The sequence below is a fragment of the Tessaracoccus sp. OH4464_COT-324 genome (assembly GCF_003932855.1).
In the GTDB taxonomy this organism is placed as follows: domain Bacteria; phylum Actinomycetota; class Actinomycetes; order Propionibacteriales; family Propionibacteriaceae; genus Arachnia.
Genome location: NZ_RQYZ01000001.1, coordinates 324926 through 345186, shown reverse-complemented (window position 1 = coordinate 345186; position 20261 = coordinate 324926). Strand labels below are relative to the sequence as shown.

General features: G+C 64.4%; 20 protein-coding genes. 1 reads left to right on the top strand and 19 read right to left on the bottom strand.

Annotated features, from left to right (window positions below):
- Position 1: 1 nt before the first annotated feature.
- From EII42_RS01660 to efp, 11 genes are all read right to left on the bottom strand, one after another.
- Positions 2-1948, bottom strand: a complete 1947-nt coding sequence (locus tag EII42_RS01660; RefSeq protein WP_125170357.1) for a hypothetical protein — start codon at positions 1946-1948, stop codon at positions 2-4.
- Between the two features lie 6 nt (positions 1949-1954).
- The gene (metK, locus tag EII42_RS01655) at positions 1955-3145 is read right to left on the bottom strand and encodes a methionine adenosyltransferase (protein WP_125170356.1); all 1191 of its coding nucleotides are present in this window, start codon (positions 3143-3145) and stop codon (positions 1955-1957) included.
- Positions 3146-3233: 88 nt separating this feature from the next.
- Positions 3234-3572, bottom strand: a complete 339-nt coding sequence (gene rpoZ / locus EII42_RS01650; protein WP_125170355.1) for a DNA-directed RNA polymerase subunit omega — start codon at positions 3570-3572, stop codon at positions 3234-3236.
- Positions 3573-3597: 25 nt separating this feature from the next.
- On the bottom strand, positions 3598-4152 hold the full coding sequence (gene gmk, locus EII42_RS01645; RefSeq protein WP_125170354.1) for a guanylate kinase: 555 nt from the start codon (positions 4150-4152) through the stop codon (positions 3598-3600).
- Between the two features lie 10 nt (positions 4153-4162).
- A complete protein-coding gene (gene mihF, locus EII42_RS01640; RefSeq protein WP_125170353.1) occupies positions 4163-4474 on the bottom strand; it encodes an integration host factor, actinobacterial type in 312 nt (103 codons plus the stop codon).
- Positions 4475-4566: 92 nt separating this feature from the next.
- Complete coding sequence (gene pyrF, locus EII42_RS01635) at positions 4567-5361, bottom strand: orotidine-5'-phosphate decarboxylase (protein ID WP_125170352.1); 795 nt, start codon at positions 5359-5361, stop codon at positions 4567-4569.
- Positions 5358-6389 (bottom strand): quinone-dependent dihydroorotate dehydrogenase, encoded by a 1032-nt coding sequence (locus EII42_RS01630; RefSeq protein ID WP_233558220.1) that lies wholly within the window; start codon positions 6387-6389, stop codon positions 5358-5360. The genes pyrF and EII42_RS01630 overlap by 4 nt, the downstream gene beginning before the upstream one ends.
- Positions 6386-9685, bottom strand: a complete 3300-nt coding sequence (gene carB, locus EII42_RS01625; protein WP_125170350.1) for a carbamoyl-phosphate synthase large subunit — start codon at positions 9683-9685, stop codon at positions 6386-6388. Before carB ends, EII42_RS01630 begins: the two co-directional genes overlap by 4 nt.
- Entirely contained in the window at positions 9685-10767 is a 1083-nt protein-coding gene (locus EII42_RS01620) for a carbamoyl phosphate synthase small subunit (protein WP_125170349.1), read from the bottom strand. Before EII42_RS01620 ends, carB begins: the two co-directional genes overlap by 1 nt.
- Positions 10768-10781: 14 nt before the next feature.
- On the bottom strand, positions 10782-11204 hold the full coding sequence (gene nusB / locus EII42_RS01615) for a transcription antitermination factor NusB (RefSeq protein ID WP_199729760.1): 423 nt from the start codon (positions 11202-11204) through the stop codon (positions 10782-10784).
- Between the two features lie 2 nt (positions 11205-11206).
- Positions 11207-11764: an elongation factor P gene (gene efp, locus EII42_RS01610; RefSeq protein WP_125170347.1), complete on the bottom strand. Its 558-nt coding sequence runs from the start codon at positions 11762-11764 to the stop codon at positions 11207-11209.
- A 164-nt stretch (positions 11765-11928) separates the two neighbouring features.
- On the opposite strand from efp, the gene EII42_RS01605 reads away from it, so the two are divergent.
- Positions 11929-12129, top strand: coding sequence for a CsbD family protein (locus EII42_RS01605; protein ID WP_125170346.1), 201 nt, complete (start codon positions 11929-11931; stop codon positions 12127-12129).
- A 59-nt stretch (positions 12130-12188) separates the two neighbouring features.
- Here the strand turns inward: EII42_RS01605 and EII42_RS01600 are convergent, their stop codons facing one another.
- The 8 genes from EII42_RS01600 to aroC form a co-directional block, all read right to left on the bottom strand.
- A complete protein-coding gene (locus EII42_RS01600) occupies positions 12189-12839 on the bottom strand; it encodes an LUD domain-containing protein (protein ID WP_125170345.1) in 651 nt (216 codons plus the stop codon).
- On the bottom strand, positions 12836-14311 hold the full coding sequence (locus EII42_RS01595) for a LutB/LldF family L-lactate oxidation iron-sulfur protein (protein ID WP_125170344.1): 1476 nt from the start codon (positions 14309-14311) through the stop codon (positions 12836-12838). Before EII42_RS01595 ends, EII42_RS01600 begins: the two co-directional genes overlap by 4 nt.
- Complete coding sequence (locus tag EII42_RS01590) at positions 14308-15102, bottom strand: (Fe-S)-binding protein (RefSeq protein WP_370318082.1); 795 nt, start codon at positions 15100-15102, stop codon at positions 14308-14310. The genes EII42_RS01595 and EII42_RS01590 overlap by 4 nt, the downstream gene beginning before the upstream one ends.
- The gene (locus tag EII42_RS01585) at positions 15090-16781 is read right to left on the bottom strand and encodes an L-lactate permease (protein ID WP_125170343.1); all 1692 of its coding nucleotides are present in this window, start codon (positions 16779-16781) and stop codon (positions 15090-15092) included. The genes EII42_RS01590 and EII42_RS01585 overlap by 13 nt, the downstream gene beginning before the upstream one ends.
- Before the next feature lie 72 nt (positions 16782-16853).
- Complete coding sequence (locus EII42_RS01580) at positions 16854-17555, bottom strand: FadR/GntR family transcriptional regulator (protein WP_125170342.1); 702 nt, start codon at positions 17553-17555, stop codon at positions 16854-16856.
- The gene (aroB, locus tag EII42_RS01575; RefSeq protein ID WP_233558219.1) at positions 17530-18585 is read right to left on the bottom strand and encodes a 3-dehydroquinate synthase; all 1056 of its coding nucleotides are present in this window, start codon (positions 18583-18585) and stop codon (positions 17530-17532) included. Before aroB ends, EII42_RS01580 begins: the two co-directional genes overlap by 26 nt.
- Positions 18582-19073, bottom strand: a complete 492-nt coding sequence (locus EII42_RS01570) for a shikimate kinase (protein WP_125170341.1) — start codon at positions 19071-19073, stop codon at positions 18582-18584. The genes aroB and EII42_RS01570 overlap by 4 nt, the downstream gene beginning before the upstream one ends.
- Positions 19070-20251: a chorismate synthase gene (gene aroC / locus EII42_RS01565; RefSeq protein WP_125170340.1), complete on the bottom strand. Its 1182-nt coding sequence runs from the start codon at positions 20249-20251 to the stop codon at positions 19070-19072. The genes EII42_RS01570 and aroC overlap by 4 nt, the downstream gene beginning before the upstream one ends.
- Between the last annotated feature and the right edge of the window lie 10 nt (positions 20252-20261).

Here is a 20261-nt window from a genome sequence, read left to right as displayed (position 1 = left end):
ATCAAAAAACCTCCGGATCTACCTGCCAGGCAAGGATGCCAGCTTGTTTCTTAGTGGAGCGCGCCGCGGCGGCAGACTTCACCTGCCGGACGAAATCGCCCCCGGACTCCCGGCCAGCGCGCAGCAGCGCAGCCCATCTGCCCTCGCCGACTTCGCTCGGCCCCAGCAGCTCGGCCATCGGCCAGTCGACGTTGCCCAAGAAGGCCTGCACCGCGTCCAGCTCCCCCGCCACCCGCGCGACGCGCACGGTCGGCGGCAGCCTGGTTTCGCGACGCAATTCCAATTCGCGCTCGATCTGCCCGACGGCGTCTGAGCGGGCCAAGGCCTGCACGCATGGATGCAGGTGAGCCCCGACGATCAACGCTTGGCCTTCTCGTTCCGCCGGGCGCACCAGCGCCAGCGCGTTGCTCCACCTCCGCAGCGCCTCCTCCCCAGCACGGAAATCTGCCCGACCAAGTGAGACCTCCGCGTCCAGCAGAAGTGCGCCCGCGTAGCCGTCCACGGCATTGGGCTCCGCTCCGGGAGTGGCCACGACGATCGCCGATGCGTCGGAGACCTCGTCGCGGATCCGTTCGCCGGAACTGTTGATCGCGAGGGTCCCCGGGAATGCCCGAGCCAGCTCGTCGGCCGTGCGCTTCGCGCCCGGCAACGGTACACGCAGTCGGGTACCGTGACAGCGTCGGCATTCCCAGCGCACCGGGCGGTGGCCGCAAAAGGTGCACTCCGGCTCATCTCGCCTAAAGCTGCGCAGTCGGCCGTCGCATTTGGGGCAGGTGGCGTATTCGTAGCATCGGGTGCAGGCCAGGGAGGCCGCGTCTCCTCGCATCGGCACCTGCACCAGCACAGGCCCCAGCGGCAGCACTCGTTCGAGGAAACGAAACGCGACGGAGGGTAGCCGAAGTTTGGCGGCAGTCGGGTCGCGTTCCCTGTCGTGCTCGCTGACGGTGCGCACTGGGGCGGCTAGGCGGCGCAGCTGTGTGGGCGGCAGCCGCATCTCGTGTAACCAGCCGCGTTGCACCAGGTCCTGCGCGGCCACGCTTCGGGCGTGGCTGGCCAGCAGGACGGCTGCGTTGTCCTGGGATGCGCGAAGCACCGCCACGGTTCGGGCATGCCAATAGGGGGCGCGCTGCTCCACATAGTGGTCGCTGCCCTCATCGAGCACTGCGATGAGCCCGACCTCGGCCAGTGGGGCGAAGACCGCGGAGCGGGTTCCGACGACGATGCGCGCCTGTCCCCGGGCCATGGCCAGGAAGTTGCGGTAGCGCGACGATCTCCCCTGCTCGGCTGCGTATTCGGCCACGGCATCCGCGCCGAACGCAGCCTGGAACCGGGGCAGCACCCGCTCCAGCTCACGATAAGTGGGCACCAGGACCACCACAGAGCGGCCGCTGGCCAGCGTGGCGGATGCCGCGTCGACAACGCCGGCGGCCATGTCCAGCGGTGTGTGGGCGGGGGCAGCCTGCCAAGCCGCGCGAGGGCTGGCCCCTCGCTGCAGCGCGGCGAGGTAGGTTGGTCCGTCCGGATAGTTGATCAGAGTACTGGGTTCGGGCAGTGAGGGCTGTGGCCACTGCCGCTGCGCGGCTTCTTCGACGGCGGCCGCCCTGGGCGGGATGGCCAGCCGGGCGACATCCCACCACACGCCCGCGTAGTGATCTGCCACGCGTCGGATCAGGCGCTGCACGGTCGACGTTAGGACCCGCTCCGGGGAGACGACGTGGCGCACCGTGTCGAGTTCACCGGGGAAGTCCGTGTGATCTTTGAGTTCCAGCACCAGGCCGTCAAGCAGCTGCCCGGCGAAGCGCACCTGCACTCGACAGCCAACCGCTATTTTATCGACTAGCTCGTCGGGCACCAGGTAGTCAAAGTGCCGGTCGAGGTGCGCGAGGGGCGTGTCGACGACGACTTCCGCCACCAGCCTCCCGGGCACCTCGACCAGCGGAGAGGTCACTTGTCCTTACCCCTCGACGGCGGCCAGAAGCTGATCGACCCTGTTCGTGGCCTCCCACGTTGCTGCGGGTATCTCTCGGCCGAAGTGACCGTAGCAGGTCACCTCCGAGTAGATCGGACGCAACAGGTTGAGCTGTTCGACGATCGCCGCGGGACGCAGGTCGAACACGGTCAGTACCGCACGCTCGATCTGTCCCTCCGGCACTTTGGCGGTTCCGAAGGTGTCGATGTAGAAGCCGACGGGCTCCGCCTTGCCGATCGCGTAGGCCAGCTGGGCCTCCACTCGGTCCGCGAGCCCCGACGCGACCACATTCTTCGCCACCCAGCGAAGCGCATAGGCCGCGGAACGGTCGACCTTCGACGGGTCTTTTCCGGAGAATGCGCCCCCACCGTGGCGAGCCATACCGCCGTAGGTGTCGACGATGATCTTCCGGCCAGTGACGCCGGCGTCGCCCATGGGACCACCGATGACGAACCTGCCGGTCGGGTTCACCAGGATCCGGGGGTGCTCGTCGTCGAACCCGTAGCGTTCCAACACCGGACGGATCACCAACTGCTCAACGTCCGGGCGAATCTGCCTTTCGAGATCGGCTTGCGGATCGTGCTGCGTGGACAACACCACGGTGTCCACCCCAACCGGCTTGCCCAGGTCGTCGTATCTAACAGTCACCTGGGTCTTTCCGTCAGGTCGCAGGTAGTCGAGTTCGCCCGACTTGCGGACGCGCGCGAGCTGCTCGGACAACCGGTGGGCTAGGTCGATGGGCAGCGGCATAAGGGAGGGCGTCTCATTGCAGGCGAAACCGAACATGAGGCCCTGATCCCCCGCGCCCTGCCGGGCGAATCGATCATGATCGCCTTCGCGAGCCTCACATGCCAAATCGACGCCTTGAGCGATGTCAGGCGATTGGGCGTCGATGGCCAGCGTCACGCCACAGGAGCCGCCGTCGAATCCCACATCCGAGGATTGATAGCCGATGGTTTGGATCCGATCGCGGACGATGTCGGCGATGTTGGCGTAGCTGCTGGTGGTTACTTCTCCGGCCACCACAACCAGCCCGGTGGTGACCATGGTCTCGACCGCCACGCGAGCAGCGGGATCATCGGCGATGATCGCGTCTAGAATCGAGTCGGAGATCGCGTCCGCAATTTTATCGGGATGTCCCTCGGTGACCGATTCGGAGGTGAAAAGACGGTTCATTCGAGCTCCTTCTGCGGCGACAAGCCGCGGTGAGTTTTGCCGGTGGCAACAAGCCACCCAACCCGGCAGTCCCGGGATGATTTGGTCGTCAGGAGTCGGTTCCGAGGTCAATCTCGCCGAACGGGTCAACGAAATCGAAGCTCACGTCCTCGGCGGTGGACTGCGCCTGCTCGGCCTCGGGGTCGAACTCGGTGTAACGCAGCTTGTTGTCGTTCACTTCGCGCAGGGCGATGCTGAGGGGCTTGTCCTCGGGGGTGGCCGCCACCATCGGGCCAACGTTTTCCAGCAGCCCCTCGCCGAGTTGCGAGTAGTAGGCGTTGATCTGTCGTGCGCGCTTGGCAGCGAACAGCACCAGACGGTACTTGGAGTCGACATGCTCCAGGAGCTCGTCGACGGGCGGGTTGGTGATGCCTTCAGCGATGTTCAAGGGAAGCCTTTACTTAAGTGGTGAATCACAATCCCATCAAGCTTACCAAAGCTTGCACTGTTTCTTCGAGCACAGCGTTCACGACGATGTGGTCGGCCTCGTGCTGACACTCCAGTTCGTCTCGGGCAGTTTGCAGCCGCCGCTCGCGCGTGGCCTCGTCCTCCGTTGCGCGTCCCACTAGGCGGCTGACCAGCTCTTCCCAGCTCGGCGGGGCGAGGAAGACCAGCTGTGCCTCCGGCATATGCCGCTTCACCTGCCTGGCGCCCTGCAAGTCGATCTCCAGGATGACCGGGCGGCCTTGAGCGAGGGCCTCATCGACCGGGCCGCGGGGCGTACCGTAGCGATGCTGACCGTGCACCTCCGCCCACTCCAGGAGCGCGTCCTCGGCAACCAGCCGATCAAACTCCTCGTCGCTGACGAAGTAGTACGACTTTCCATGTTCCTCGCCTGCGCGAGGAGGACGCGTCGTCGCGGAAACCGAGTGGAGGGGCCGATCGGACAAAGCTCGAAGCCGAGCGCAGACGGTGCCCTTACCGACCGCGCTCGGCCCAGAGATTATCCAGAGCTTGGCTGGCGACATGCCCTACACCCTATGCGAAGAACTTGGCCAGCCGCTCGATCTGGTGGCGACCAAGGCCGCGCACGCGGCGGTTCGGCGCGATCTCTGCCGCCTCAAGAATCTCGGCCGCGCGGGTGACCCCAACGCGCGGAACTGCACGAAGAAGATCGACCACCTTGATCCGCGACAAAGTGTCGTCATCGCCGGCCTTTTCCAGCGCTGCCATGAAAGTGATTTGCTGATTCTTAATCTGTTCCTTTAGCTCGGCGCGGATGCGTCGAGCCTCGGTGGCAGAAGCGCGTGCGGCAGCAAGCTGCTCGCTGCTCAGCTTAGGAATCGCCATGGGATGCTCCTTATACGATGGAGTGTGAAGTGCTCGCTGGAACCCCAGCAAGCCTCGACTATAAACTAGTTTAACGCTAACGTCTAGCCCCGCTAGCGCGAACGCAGCTCGTCGAACCTCGCCTGGAGCTGCTGCCTGCCGCCCCCGATGATCTGTCGACTGACCGTAGGAAGTACCTGCTTGAGTGCGCAGCCAAAAATGTTACCAAGCTCGTCAAGCCGCCCGCCTTGCGCTCCAATTCCTGGCGCGAGAATTGATCCATTGAATTGGCTCGGGTCACAGCCCAGGTCTGCCCTAGTAGCCCCAAGCACCGCCCCGATAAGAAACTCATGGTCGCAATTGAGCCGAGAGATCTCGTCCAACACAAACTGAGCCGTCGCTTTTTCGCTGGTTCTGGCCGTTTGGATCGGTTCTCCTTCTGGATTCGATGTACGGGCCAAGACATAGACGCCACGCCCGTGAGCGAGGGCAAGATCGAAAGCCGGCTGCAACGCACCAATACCCAAGTAGGGGTTAACGGTGATCGCGTCCGCGCTGAGCGGCGCCTCTGGGCTGAGAAAGGCCTCGGCGTACCCCATCATCGACGAACCGATGTCACCGCGCTTCACGTCCAGGATGCTGAGCGCCCCACACTGGCGAATGTCTGCCAATACGCGCTCCAACACCGTCATACCCGCCGCCCCAAGCGGCTCGAAGAAGGCCGACTGCGGTTTGAACGCCGCCACCTGCTGGCCCAACACCTCGACGATACCGCGCGCCACCCGCTCCAGGCCGGCCACGTCACGGGAGACTCCCCAAGCTTCCAGCACGCTGGGCATCGGATCTATCCCGACGCACAGGTTGCCACGTTCAGCAGCGGCAGTAGCCAACCTCTCTCGGTAGTTCATCGCTTGCTCCAATCGTGGATGCCGCGCACGAGCGCGGGTCCTTCGTAGATGAAACCGGTGTAGAGCTGGAGCAGTCTGGCCCCGGCGTCGAACATTCGGTGGGCGTCGCGGGGAGTCATTATTCCCCCGACCCCGATTACCGGAAGTTCAACCTGGCCGACCACCCGCTCGACGAAATCCAGCGCCCGATAGGTGAGCGGGTGTCCGCTGAGTCCGCCGGCCTCGCTCGCCAACCACATATCCTCGGGCTGCAGGCCCTCGCGGCTCAACGTCGTGTTGGTCGCGATGATGCCGCTGACCGGCAGGTCCCGGATCACGGCGAGCGTCTCGCTTAGCTGATCCGCAGTCAGATCGGGAGCCAGCTTTACGAAGAGGGGAAGGCTGTCGTGCCCTCTCGCGGCTTCGGTCAAGGGAAGCAACAGATTGCTCACCTCGCGGGCAGCCTGGAGGCTCCGCAGCCCGGGAGTGTTGGGGCTGGAGATGTTCACCGCGACATAGTCCGCGTACGGCGCCACATGGTTGAGCGAAGTCAGGTAGTCGCTGGTGGCGTCGGCAAGATCGACCCGTTTCGTCTTTCCGATGGACACTCCGATCGGGATTCCTGCGGCCAGGTTGCCGCGGCGGACGCCGGCATCACGCAGCCGCTCGGCCAGACGGGCAGCACCCGCGTTGTTGAAGCCCATCCGGTTGATGATCGCCTTCGAGGCAGGCGCCCTGAAGATCCGCGGTTTCGGGTTTCCCGGCTGGGACAGCGCGGTAACCGTGCCCAGTTCAGCGAAGCCAAAGCCGAAATGCGCCCAAGCGAGCGCTGCAATGCCGTCCTTGTCGAGGCCTGCAGCGAGACCCACCCGGTTCGGGAAATCGATTCCCGCGATGGTCACCGGATCACAGACTGTGGCTCTCGCCGGCTTCTGCATCCGGCCGAGTACATCAATCATCCGCTCATGAATCACCTCCGGGTCGATGCGGAACAACCCGGAACGCACAGCACGGTAGCCGGTGCGCAGCGCTGCGGTGCCGATCCTCACGACCGCCGCCAATCCTGCAACGAACGCACCCCGATCTCACCCAGTTGTTCAGCTTCGATGCCCTGCGCCGCAGCGGCCAATCCGGGCACGGTCGTGATGACCGGTACGTCGGCCATCACCGCGGCTGTTCTGATCTGGTAGCCGTCCTCACGGGTGCTCTCCCCCGCCTCGCCGCCGTTGGGCGTGTTGAAGATGAGGTCAATCTGGCCGGAGGTGATGAGCTCGACGATGTTGGGGTCAGTGGCATCCGCCGACCGCTCCGAGAGCTTCGCCACCTCCTGAACCTGGACGCCATTTCGGCGAAGGACTGAGGCGGTGCCGCGGGTTGCGAGCAATTTGAATCCCAGATCGACGAAACGACGCAGCGGCCAGATGGCGTGCCGCTTGTCCCGGTCAGCGATGGAGACGAATAGGGTTCCACCGCTAGGCAGCGCGCCGCCTCCCGCCGCTTGACTCTTCGCGTAAGCGGTGCCGAAGTTGTCCGACAGCCCCATCACCTCACCCGTCGAGCGCATCTCTGGACCCAGCAGGGTGTCGACGAAAGCACCGCTCGAAGTGCGGAACCGGTTGAATGGCATGACCGCTTCCTTCACCGCAACCGGCGCGCCCTCCTCGGGTGTAGTGCCGTCTCCTGCCGGGCGCAACCAGCCGTCGGCGCGGAGCTGCGCGATGGATTTACCCATCATGATCAGCGCAGCGGCCTTGGCCAGCGACGTGTTCGTCGCCTTCGACACGAAAGGCACGGTCCGGGACGCGCGCGGGTTGGCCTCCAGCACGTAGAGGGTGTCGGAGTGCAGCGCGAACTGAATGTTGATCAGACCGCGCACGCCCACACCTTCCGCGATCGCAAAGGTCGCGGAGCGGATCTGGTTGAGCACGGCGTCACCGAGCGTGATCGGCGGCAAGGCGCACGCGGAATCGCCCGAGTGAATGCCCGCCTCCTCGATGTGTTCCATGATGCCGCCGATGTACAGCTCCCGGCCGTCGAACAGCGCGTCCACATCGATTTCGACAGCATCGCCCAGGAAGCGGTCCACCAGCACCGGTTGATCGTCCGAGACGCGGGCGGCCTCGGCAATGTAGGTGTCGAGGGCGGCGTCGCTGTAGACGATCTTCATGCCACGACCGCCGAGCACGTAGCTGGGGCGCACGAGAACGGGATAACCGATCTCCCCGGCGATGGCCTTGGCCTCCTCGGCCGAGTGCGCCATGCCATGCTTCGGCGCGGTCAAACCGGCCCGGGCGAGGACACGCCCGAACGCGCCGCGTTCTTCCGCCAGGTCGATGGCTTCGGGGCTGGTGCCGACGATGGGCACCCCGGCATCCTTCAGCGTCTGCGCGAGCTTCAGCGGGGTCTGGCCGCCCAGCTGGCAGATCACCCCGGCAACCGGACCCGCCTGGGCCTCCGCGTGGTAGACCTCGAGCACGTCTTCGGCAGTGAGCGGCTCGAAGTAGAGCCGATCCGCGGTGTCATAGTCGGTGGACACGGTCTCCGGGTTGCAGTTCACCATCACCGTCTCGAAACCGGCCTCGCGCAGCGCCATGGTGGCGTGCACGCAGGAGTAATCAAACTCGATGCCTTGGCCGATGCGGTTCGGGCCGGAGCCGAGGATCAGGACGGCGGGTTTGGTGCGCTCGGGCACCTCCGTCTCCTCGTCGTAGCTGGAATACAGGTACGGCGTCAGGGCGGCGAACTCCGCAGCACACGTATCCACCGCCTTGTACACCGGGCGAATGCCGAGCGCGGTGCGCACCCCACGCACCACGTCGGTGTTCAGGTCGCGTAGTCCGGCGATCTGCGCGTCGGATAGCCCAAATCGTTTGGCTTTGCGCAGCAACTGGGGTGTGAGTTCGCTAAGGCGCACCTCGTCCGCCACCGCGATGATCAGCTTCAACTGGTCCAGGAACCAGGGATCGATCCGGGTGGCCTCGAACACCTGCTCGACGGTGGCGCCGGCTCGCAGCGCATTGAGTACCTTGCGCAGGCGGCCGTCGTGCGGTCGCCGGATCTCCATCAGCAGGTGGGCCGGGTCTCCAGGAGGGGTGACGAAGTCGAAGGCGGCTGACGGGTCCTCCAGCGAGCGCATGGCCTTGCCCAGGGCCTCGGCGAAGTTCCGCCCGATGCTCATCACCTCGCCGACGGACTTCATGTGCGTGGTGAGGGTGGGATCTGCGGCCGGGAACTTCTCGAACGCGAAGCGCGGCATCTTGACGATCACGTAGTCGATCGTCGGTTCGAGCACTGCTGGTGTCACCCCGGTGATGTCGTTGGGGATTTCGTCGAGGGTGTAGCCCACCGCCACCTTTGCCGCCACCTTGGCGATGGGGAAACCGGTGGCTTTGGAGGCCAGCGCCGAGCTGCGCGACACCCGTGGGTTCATCTCGATGACGATCATCCGGCCGTTGGTGGGATGCACGGCAAACTGAATATTGCAGCCCCCCGTCTCGACGCCCACCTCGCGGATGATGGCCAGCCCAATGTCGCAAATGCGCTGGTACTCCTCCTGCGTCAACGTCATCGCGGGCGCCACAGTGATCGAGTCACCGGTGTGCACGCCCATGGGATCCAGGTTCTCGATGGAGCAGATGACGATGGCGTTGTCCGCCTTGTCCCGCATCACCTCCAGCTCGATCTCCTTCCAACCGAGGATCGATTCCTCGATCAACACCTCGGTGGTGGGGCTGGCGGCTAGCCCCGCTCCGGCAATCGAGCGCAACTCCGCCTCGTCGTGGGCAAACCCGGAGCCCACTCCGCCCATGGTGAAGCTTGGACGGACCACAAGTGGGTAGCCGAGCTGATCCGCGGCCGCGAGGACCTCAGCCATCGAATGGCAAATCGTCGAGCGCGCCACCTCCGGCGCTCCGCCGGCGATGTAGTCCATGCCGACGACGATCTCTTTGAACTTCTCGCGGTCTTCCCCGCGCTGGATCGCTTCGACGGAGGCGCCGATGAGTTCCACCCCGTAGCGCGCCAATACCCCGGACTCGTGGAGCTTGACGGCGATGTTCAGGGCTGTCTGCCCGCCCAGCGTCGCGAGGAGGGCGTCGGGCCGTTCCTTCGCGATGACCTTTTCCACGAACTCCGGCGTGATGGGCTCCACGTAGGTGGCGTCCGCGAAGTCGGGGTCGGTCATGATCGTCGCGGGGTTGGAGTTGACGAGGATGACGCGGTAGCCCTCCTCCTTGAGCACCCGGCAGGCCTGCGTTCCGGAGTAGTCGAACTCACAAGCCTGTCCGATGACGATGGGGCCGGAGCCGATCACCAGGATCGAGGAGATATCGGTACGGCGAGTCATCAGACGTCCTTTCGCATCGTGGCGAGGAATCGGGCGAACACCCGCCGCGAATCCAACGGATCGGCCGAGGCGGCAGGGTCGAACTGAACGGCCAGGGCGACGAGCCGGCCATCGCGGGTCAGTTCCAGGCCCTCCACCACAGAGTCGTGGGTCGCGACGTGGCTCACGCTGACCAGGCCGTACTCGGTCTGTGCGGGTTCGAAGCTGCGCACGGCGTAGCCATGGTTGTGCGTGGCCTGGCCACTGACGCCGCTGGCCAACTCAACCACCGGCTGGGCTATTGCCTGGTGCCCAAAGGGCAGCTCGTATGTTTCCAAGCCGAGTGCGAGCGCCAGCAGCTGCATACCCCGGCCCACCGCGAGCACCGGGAGCTTGGCCGCGAGGACATCCCGCAACGCGCCAATTCGCGAGTCGGACGCCCGCTGGCCCGGGCCGTCGGAGATGAACACCCCGTCTGGTCGGGATGCGCTGATGTCCGCGAAACTGGCGCTTGCAGGCAGGACATGCACTTCGATGCCGAAGGCGGTGAGCTCGTCCACGCTCTGGCCCTTATCGCCCAGGTCTAGGGCAACCATCGTCGCGACCCGCGGCCCTCCGCTCGCCATGACGAAGCCTGCGGCGCCCTCCGTTACTGCGTTTAGCGGCTGATCGCGCAACCTGCTCAGCAGCGCGGCTGCGTCGCTCTGGGTGGAGATGCCCACGCGAACTGCGCCGTGTGTCCGTACGTGCCGGGTGAGTGCGCGGGTGTCGACTCCGGATATGCCCACGATTCCCTGGGCGCGCAGCGCATCGTCCAGGCTTCGGGTGGCCTGCCAGTGGGATGGTCTGGGGGCTGGGTCTCGCACAATAAATCCGGACACCGAAATGTGCCCGGATTCTTCACTATCGCACCAACCAGTGTTGCCGATGTGGGGTACGGTCATCATGACCACTTCTCCCCGATGGCGCGGGTCCGTGAGCGTTCGTTGATATCCCGTAATGCTAGTATCGAATACCAGCTGACCGAAAGTCTCACCCGTCGCCCCGAAGCTCTCGCCGTGGAAACAGCGGCCGTCTTCGAGCACGAGGATCGCCTCACTCATGCGTGTGCCCTCCGTCAGTTAGCGGTTTTGCTCCTGGCCGCCTGCCCGAGCAGCCCATTGAGGAATGCTGGCGACTCGTTGGTCGACAGCCACGTGGCGAGTTCGATGGCCTGTGCGATGGCTACCGCATCAGGCGTCTCGCTGTGGTCAATTTCGTACATGGCAATGCGCGCCAAGTTTCGATCGACGCGCGGCATGCGGGCAACCGTCCAGTTGCCCGCCGCGCAGTCGTTGATCCGCCGATCTATCTGCTGCAGGTGCTGGGCCACGCCCTGCACGAGTTCGATCGTGAACGGTCGGATGGGTGTTTCCGCCAAGGCACGCTGCTCATCCAGGACCTTGATGATGCTCAAACCGCGCATGTCGGCCTGAAAGAGCAGGTCCAGAGCCGCCTTGCGTGCCTTGGTTTGGGTTGAAAACTTTGGGTCAACGTCCACGATCAGACGCGACCAAGGTAGGAGCCGTCGCGGGTGTCTACCTTCACTCGTTCGCCCGTCGTGATGAAGAGCGGCACCTGGATCTCCTTGCCGGTTTCCAACGTGGCGGGCTTGGTTCCGCCGGTGGAGCGGTCCCCTTGCAGGCCAGGCTCGGTGTAGGTGATCTCAAGCTCCACGGACGCGGGGAGTTCGATAAACAGCGGAGTTCCCTCGTGCAATGCGACGATAGCCACCTGGTTCTCCAGCATGTAGTCCTTGGCTTCACCGACGACGTCGGCAGGAACGTAGATCTGGTCATACGTGTCGTTGTCCATGAACACGTAGTCGTTGCCGTCCAGGTACAGGTACTGCATCTCGCGGCGATCGACGGTGGCTGATTCGACCTTCGTGTCGGCCGGGAAGGTTTTGTCGATGATCTTGCCGGAGAGCACGTGCTTGAGCTTGGAGCGCACCACGGTGTTGCCCTTGCCAGGCTTGTGGTGCTGGAACCACTGCACCTGCCAAAGCTGACCGTCGAGGTTGAGAACCATGCCGTTCTTGAGATCGTTGGTGGAAACCACTGGTTGCCTTTCGTCGTCAGGGCCGAGAGTCGGCCTTGAAGCAGTTTAGACCGTCTCGCGTCTGTTGCCCTAACGCTGCAGAGCCGACGATCGAGGTTTGATTCGCCTGACTAGGCTGGCGAAGACAAGAGCAGATCCCCATGCGAAGGAGAGGGACAATCGAGATGGCTGATCAGGACAAGATCGCGAATAAGGCCGAGGAAATCATCGGGCAGGCGAAGGAAGGCATCGGCAAAACCACAGGAAACGAGCAACTCGAGGCAGAAGGCAAGCTGGACCAAGCGAAAGCTGCCGTCAAGCAGGGTGTTGAGGACATCAAAGACAAAGTCGCTGAGACTTTCAACAAGCTCACCGACGGAAAGTAAGCGAAAACGGCAAGCCAGAGGGGGCGCACCCCGGAGTGTCAGGTGCGCCCCCTCTGGACTCACTTAACCAGGATCACGTAGAGCGTGCGCGGGCCGTGCACGCCCTCCACCCGGCTAAGCTCGATGTCGCTGGTGGCCGAACCACCAGAGATCCAGGTGATCGGCTGATGCGCACGAATCGCTTCGCCCAGCCTGGAGATGCCCTCGGGCACATCACTCACCACCTGATCCGCCCGAACCACACAGATGTGGCGGTCAGGCAGCAGGGACAGCGCACGGCGTCCCTGGCCGGCGCCATGGTCCAGCGCGATCGTTCCCGAGTCGGCCATCGCCACTGCGGAAGTGGTTACCACGGTGTCGATCGCGTTCAACTCGAAGTGTGTGAGCTGGGGTTCGTCGTAGTGGATGGGCAGGCCCGTCCGCTCGACGGCTGCCACCCACTCCTTATCGAGGCCAGCGGGCAGAACCACGGCATGGCTGCCCAACCGCTTCAGGCCATCGACGATGGCTTCAGCAACCTCAGTCGGCCCAACCGTAACGACGGTGGCTTTGTAGTCCTCGACCTTTTCGATGAGGTCCGCCAGCACATCCACGGTCGCCAGCGGCTGGACGTATCGCCACTCAATGGGCACGTCCTGCTCTGGCGCGGACTTCGGCACGTCGCTCAGGGCCGAGCGAATCCGCCCGAGGATCTCCTCCTTCGCACTCACTGATCTCCCCTTTCCTTCTTCCACCAGTCGCGGAACGTTTGCTTTGGCGGCGGCTCGACGTCACGGGAACCGGTCCACTTGTTCACCAGCGGCAGAGGCATCTTGCCGATCCACCGCTTCCCGAAGACACGGCCAGCGAGCTTGGAGCCGTTTTGCACGAAGCCCAGGTGCGAGCCTTTCTTCATCACCCAGTTCGCGCCCTTCATGAGTCCCTGCTCGATGCGCGGACGCTGGCTGGTCTTGTACTCGACCACGCGCCTGCGCTGGTCCAGCAGGATGTCTGTGAAGGGGATTTTCACCGGGCAAACCTCGACACATGCCCCACACAGCGTCGACGCGAAAGGCAATGCTTGGTCGTTCTTGCTTTCGATGCCTCTGAGCTGCGGGTTCAGGATCGCGCCGATCGGGCCCGGGTAGGGCGAACCGTAGGCGTGACCGCCCGCACGTTCGTACACCGGGCAGATGTTCAGGCAAGCTGAACACCGGATGCAGCGCAGCGCAGCCCGGCCCAACGGATCGGAGAGCACATCGGTGCGGCCGTTGTCGAGGAGCACGACGTGCAGGTCCTGGGGGCCGTCCCCGGGGCGGACGCCGGTCCACATGGAGGTGTAGGGGTTCATTCGCTCGCCCGTGGACGAGCGCGGAAGGAGCTTGAGGAACACCTCAAGATCTTGCAGGGTCGGAACGATCTTCTCGATGCCGACGACGCTGACAAGCGTCTCGGGCAGCGTGAGGCACATGCGGCCGTTGCCCTCAGACTCGACGATGACGAGGGTGCCCGTCTCGGCGACGATGAAGTTGCCACCGGAAACGGCCATCTTCGCCCGCAGGAACTTCTCCCGCAGATGGGCCCGCGCGGCTGCGGTCAGTTCGGGCGGATCGTCGGAGATGCCCTCCGGCGCGGCCTTTCCGTACCTGCCCATCTCCCGGGCGAAGATATCGCGCACCTCTGAGCGGTTGCGGTGAATGGCTGGCACCAGGATGTGCGACGGCAGGTCGTGTCCCAGCTGAACGATCAGTTCCGCGAGATCGGTTTCCCAGGCCGCGATGCCCTGGCGTTCCAGGTGCTCGTTGAGATCGATCTCCTGGGTGACCATCGATTTGATCTTGACGACCTCCTCGACGCCCTTTTCTTTCGCGATCGCGGTGACGATCTCGTTGGCCTCTGCGGCGTCGCGCGCCCAGTGCACCTTGATGCCGGCGGCGGTCATGGCCTGCTCGGCCTGAAGCAGGTAGTGATCCAGGTGACGGCCAACCCGGTTCTTGATCTGCTCACCCGCGGTGCGGAGCTCTTCCCAGTTAGGCACCTCGGAGGCCCGGATCACGCGCTTCGCACGGATGGTGCTGGTGGCGTGCCGCAGGTTCTTGCGCTGGGTCTCGTTCTTCAGCTCCTCCTTGACCGCCTTGGGAAATGGCGGGATGCCCAGCCAAGCCCCTTCAGGCGGCGCGGGAGTGAGTCGTTCGACAGTCATCGCGGGTCCTCCTTCGTGCTTGCGAGAATCTCCACAAGGTGGATGGTCTGGACGTTGGACTTGTTCCGGTGCAGGATGCCCTGCACATTCATCAGGCAGGCGTGGTCGCCTCCGGTCAGGTACTCCGCCCCACTGTCGATCGCGCAGTTGGCCTTGTCTTCGGCCATCGCCACGGACATGTCGGAGTTCTTGATGGAGAAGGTTCCACCAAACCCGCAGCACTGATCCGCGTTGGGCAGCTCAAGCAGTTCCAGACCCTCGACCGCGCGCAGCAGCTGGTAAGGGCGATCGCCCAGCTTCGTGATGCGCTTACCGTGGCAGGACGGATGGTACGTGACTTTGTGCGGGAAGTAGGCTCCCACGTCAACGACTCCCAGGACATCGACGAGGAACTCCGCGATGTCGTAGGTGCGGCTCGCCGCGTTCGCGGCCTCGTCGGCAAGCACTGAGTCGCCCATCTTGCGGGCGATCATCTCATGCTGGTGCCGCACCGAGCCAACACAGGAGCCCGAGGGGGCGACCACGTAGTCATAGTTCTCGAACGACTTGACGTAGTTCTTGATCGTTGGGACGGTCTCTTTGTAGTAGCCGGTGTTTGCCATGATCTGGCCGCAGCAGGTCTGCCGCTTGGGGAAAACCACCTTGCAGCCGAGACGCTCCAGCAGTTTGACTGTCGCGATGGGCACGGAAGGTTTCATGGTGTCGGCGATACAGGTAGCGAAGAGCGCAACCTGCACGCCCACTCCGGGCTGTGCAACGCTAGTCACGGTTCTTCCTTTCAGATCAGCCAGCTGAGGGCTGGGGTGGACATCAGGCCGGTAATCACGCACATCAGCAGGAGCAGAACGATGCTCCACTTGAAGACCTTCCGCAGGATCACGGATTCGGCGCCGGCGAGGCCGATGGAGGTCGCGGCGATCGTGAGGGACTGCGGCGAGATCATCTTGCCGACGACGCCGCCAGAGGCGTTGGAGCCGACGAGCAGCTCACGCATGGCCTGGACGCCGAGGTGGCTGCCCTCACCAATCTGGGTGCCGACGGTGGATTGCAGGCCGGAGAACAGGATGTTGGCCGAGGTGTCCGATCCTGTCACGTAGGTGCCGATCCAGCCGAGGATCGGAGACAGCGCGGCGTAGAATGCGCCGGCGCCCGCGATGAACAGGCCGAGAGCGAGCGTCTGGCCCGAATCGCCCATGACATAGGCGAGAGCCACGACGAAGCCAATCGTGAGGGCCGAGAAACGCATCTTCATCACGTTCTTGCCGAGCACGGTGAAGATCTCGCTGATGCTCATCCGGTACACGATGCCGGTGGCCAGCGCCACAAAGGCCAGCAGAATGCCCGGCGACGACGCCCACAGCAGGGTGTATGCCTGGTGCGCAGCCTTCTTCCCGTCATAGGTCATCAGACCATCGAGCAAGGGCCAGGCCCAGCTCACGTCCAGGCTCTTCAGGAAGCTCTTGATCGCCGGGATGGCGGCGATTCCGAACACCACGATGACCATGATGTACGGCACGAGGGCCATGAAGATCCGGCTGCCGGTCAGCTCCGGGGCGTCGCCGTCGGAGGCCTTCTTCGGCACCCACTTCTGCTCTACCTCGGGGGCAAGCAGGACGCTGATCCTCGGAGCCACTTCCGCGCTTCCGGAGGGCTTCCAGAAGCGGAGGAACACCAGGGTTATCGCGACGCTGACCACGGCAGCGAACATCTCGGTGAGGTTGAACAGCGGCGTGGAGCTGACCACCCACTTGGTTGCGCCGAAGGACAATCCGATCACCAGGCCGATCGGCCAACACTGCTTGAGGCCCTTGCGCCCATCCATCACGAGCAGGATGAGGAAGGGAACGACGAGGCTCAGCATGGCCGTAATCCGGCCGGTAATTGGGGAGATGGCCATCACGTCCAGCTGCGCGACGTCGGCAGCGACGACGACAGGCAGGCCGACCGCGCCGAAGGCGACGGGAACGGTGTTGGCCAGCAGCGCAACCATCGCCGCCCTGACCGGGGAGAAGCCGACCGCGATCAGCATCGCCGCGGTGATGGCCACGGGGGCGCCGTAGCCGGCCAGCGCTTCCAGCAGGCCGCCGAAGCAGAAGGCGATGATCAGGCCGACGACGCGCGGGTCGTCGGAGATCAGGAAGAAGGTCCGGCGAAGATCTTCGAACCGGCCCGATGCGACGGTCACCTCGTACATCCAGATCGCCGTCAACAGGATCCAGACGATCGGGAAGAGACCGTAGAGGAAGCCTTGGGCGCTGGCGGACAGGGAGGTGATGACGGGCATCTTGAAGGCGAAGATCGCCACCAGAAGCGCCACGCCCCACGAGAAGATGGCGGCGTTGTGGGCCTTCCAGCGAAGCACGCCGAGCGTCACGAGCATCGCGACAATCGGCAACACCGCCACCAGGGCGGACAGCCACTGAGACCCCAGTGGATTTACGTCAGGCGTAAATTGCTCTAATATGATCATGAGAACTCCATCGTTCCAATTGGTACTACCAATTGTAGACAGTCTATCCTGCCTCAGCGCAACTTGGGGCGGTTATCGCGCAAAAAGTGTGTTCGCGGCGTTCCTGATGTGTGCTTCCACCAAGTCGGCAGCCCTTTGGCCGTCGCGGCTCTTAATCGCGTCAAGTATCCCCCGGTGCTCCACACACAGCCTTTCACGCAGCTCTCCCCAGCCACGCAGTTCGAGGGACGCGAAGAGAATAGGATTGCGCAACGCCGACCGGATGGCCGCGGTCAGGTCTCCCAGGAGCGGGTTGCCCGCCACGCGGGCGATCTCCTTGTGGAAGCTGGTGTCCAGGTCGTTGAACATCGTCAGCTCCTGAGTTGCATCCATCGAATCGACGATGTGCGTCAGCCGCTCCAGGTCCTCGTCGGAGCAGGTCTCGGCCGCTAGCTTGCAGGTGGCCCGCTCCAGCGCGATCCGAGTTTCGGACAGATCCTCCCTGGACTGTGACGCGGTGGCCACGTGCAGCCGAAACAGCTTGCCGAGCGCCCTGGACTGCATCGCGATGACCCTGGTGCCCCGTCCAGGACCGGGTTGGGATTCCAAAATCCCGTAGGCCTGCAGAACTCGGATGGCCTCCCGGACAGCGCCGCGGCTCACCCCGAGTTCTCCCGCCAGTTCGCGTTCACTCGGGAGTTTGTCGCCCACCCGCAAATCCCCGGAGAGAATAGCCTCCTGGATGTGCGTCAAGGCAAGCAGATATCCCCTAGGCTCCTCGTCCGAGCTCGTCATAGCAAGCCTCCATCAAACACTCCGGGGGATCGACGATCATCACTGGCTCTGCCAACTCCCCCAACCCGACCAAACGCAGCTTGGCTCCGCGTGCCTTCTTATCCAAACTCATTATCCGACGCAGATCAACAAAAGAACCATCGTATTGAGCGGGCAAGCCGATACCGGCCAGCAGCTCGGTATGCAGGGTGACCACGTCGTCGTCCAGGCCCAGCGCGGCGCGCGAAACCCGACCTATCCAGGCCATGCCCACGGAGATGGCCTCACCGTGGCGCCACGTGAACCCCGAGTGCGCCTCGATGGCGTGGCCAAGGGTGTGCCCGTAGTTAAGCGCCTCTCGACCGACTCGGTTGCCGATCGAAGTGGCTTCCCGAAAGTCTCCAGCGACCACATCAGCCTTCACCCGCACCGCCCTGCCGACCAGTTCGGCGAAAGTGCTGCTGCCCGGATCCAGCCGATCCGGGCGCGTGACCAGGTCAAGAATCCTCGGGTCGGCGATGAAGCCGCACTTCACCACCTCAGCCATACCCGAGCGGATCTCCGCATCACTCAGCGTTGCGAGCACAGCAAAATCGCAGATCACCGCAGCTGGCTCGTAGAAGGCCCCAACCAGGTTCTTGCCCGCAGGCAGGTTGATCCCGGTCTTGCCGCCCACCGCCGCGTCCACCATCGCCAGCACGGTCGTTGGCACCGCGACGTAGGCGACCCCCCTGAGCCACGTCGCCGCAACGAATCCCGCCAGATCCGTCGTCGTGCCGCCGCCCACGCCCACGATGCAGTCGTCGCGGGTAAAACCGTGTTCAGCAAGCGCGCCCCAGCAGGCAGCCAGCACCTCGGACGTCTTGGCCGCTTCTCCGCTCGGCACCGGAATGAGCACCGGATCCGTCAGCTCGGCGCTCACCCAGTCCGCCAGGATCGGCAGCTCTCCCGGATAGACCACAGCCACACGCCCGAAGGGCGCGACCACGTCGGCGAGACGCCTGATGGCCTCATGCCCCAGGTGAACTTCGTACGGCAACGCTGCGCTCACATCCGCTCCTTCGCGAGTTGATCAGCCACCTCACTCGAACCGCGCCCGTCTGTCTCGACGACCTGGGTGGCCACCGAAGCGTACAGTGGGTCACGTTCGCGCAGCAGCTTCACCAGCGTGCCCCGGACGTTGCCCAGCATCAGGGGGCGCGCCCTGTTCATGCCGATGCGTCGGGCAGCCTGTCCCACGCTCACCTTCAACCAGATGACGTCGTGGCCGGTGAGCGCTTCTCGGATTCTTGGGTTCTGGACCGCCCCGCCGCCGAGCGAAAGCACCTCCGCGCTCATCAACAATTCCAGCGTGGCCTCCTCCTCAGCCGCGCGAAAGTAGGCCTCTCCTTCGTCCGCGAAGATCTCGCGTATCGGCTTGCCCAGAACCTCTTCGATCCGCTGGTCAACGTCCGTGAACGTCTTGCCCAGCTTCCGCGCCAGCCGCTTACCGACGGTTGTCTTGCCCGCTCCAGGGGCGCCGATGAGCACGATCGTCATGCGAGCCCCAGCCCGCGCGCCGATAGATCAGCGAGATACGCCTCCGCGTTGCGTCTCGTCTCCGCAACCGAATCACCGCCGAACTTTTCCAGCGCGCACTCAGCGAGCACCAAGGCCATCATCGCCTCAGCCACGACGCCCGCGGCGGGCACCGCGCAAACGTCGGAACGCTGGTGGTGTGCCTTGGCCACTTCGCCGGTTGTGATGTCGACGGTAGCCAGCGCCCTCGGGACCGTAGCGATGGGCTTCATCGCAGCCCGCACGCGCAACACCTCGCCGGTGGACATTCCGCCCTCGGTTCCCCCCGAGCGGCCACTGGCACGACGCAGACCCGGCAGGATCTCGTCGTGTGCCCGGGACCCGCGTGAACGAGCCAGCTCGAAGCCATCGCCCATCTCGACGCCCTTAATCGCCTGAATGCCCATCAGCGCGCCGGCCAACCGTGAGTCCAGACGGCGGTCACCCTGGATGTGTGACCCAAGGCCCGGCGGCACATTGTAAGCAAGCACCTCGACGACACCACCGAGGGTATCGCCGGACTTGTGGCAATCCGCGACCTCCGCCTGCATGAGCAGGGAGGCCTCAGCGTCAAAGCAGCGCACCGGGTCGGCGTCGATAGCCGCCAGGTCGGCGTACTCCGGTAGCCCGCCCGAAACCTTGACCGGGCCAAGCTCCACGACGTGGCTCAGGATCTGGACGCCGAGGGCCTGTTCGAGGAAGGCTTGCGCCACGGTACCAAGCGCCACACGCGCCGCTGTTTCCCTCGCTGAGGCCCGTTCCAGGATGGGACGGGCCTCAGCGAAATCATACTTCTGCATACCGACGAGGTCGGCGTGCCCCGGCCGGGGGCGGGTCAGCGCAGCATTACGCGCGGAGGCGTCCACCTCGTCGGCAGATATCTCCCCCGGAGCCATGACCTGCTGCCATTTGGACCACTCGCTGTTGCCGATCTCGATGGCTATCGGAGAGCCCAGAGTCTCGCCATGCCGGAAACCACCGAGCAGGCGCAGGTCGTCCGCCTCGAACTTCATCCGGGCCCCCCGCCCCACGCCCAGTCGACGCCGGGCCAGGTTGCGCGCGATCTCGCACTCGCCGACGCGCACGTGGGCGGGGATGCCCTCCAAAGTCGCGATCAGGGACTGGCCGTGTGACTCTCCAGCGGTCAGGTATCGAAGCATGGCGGTAATT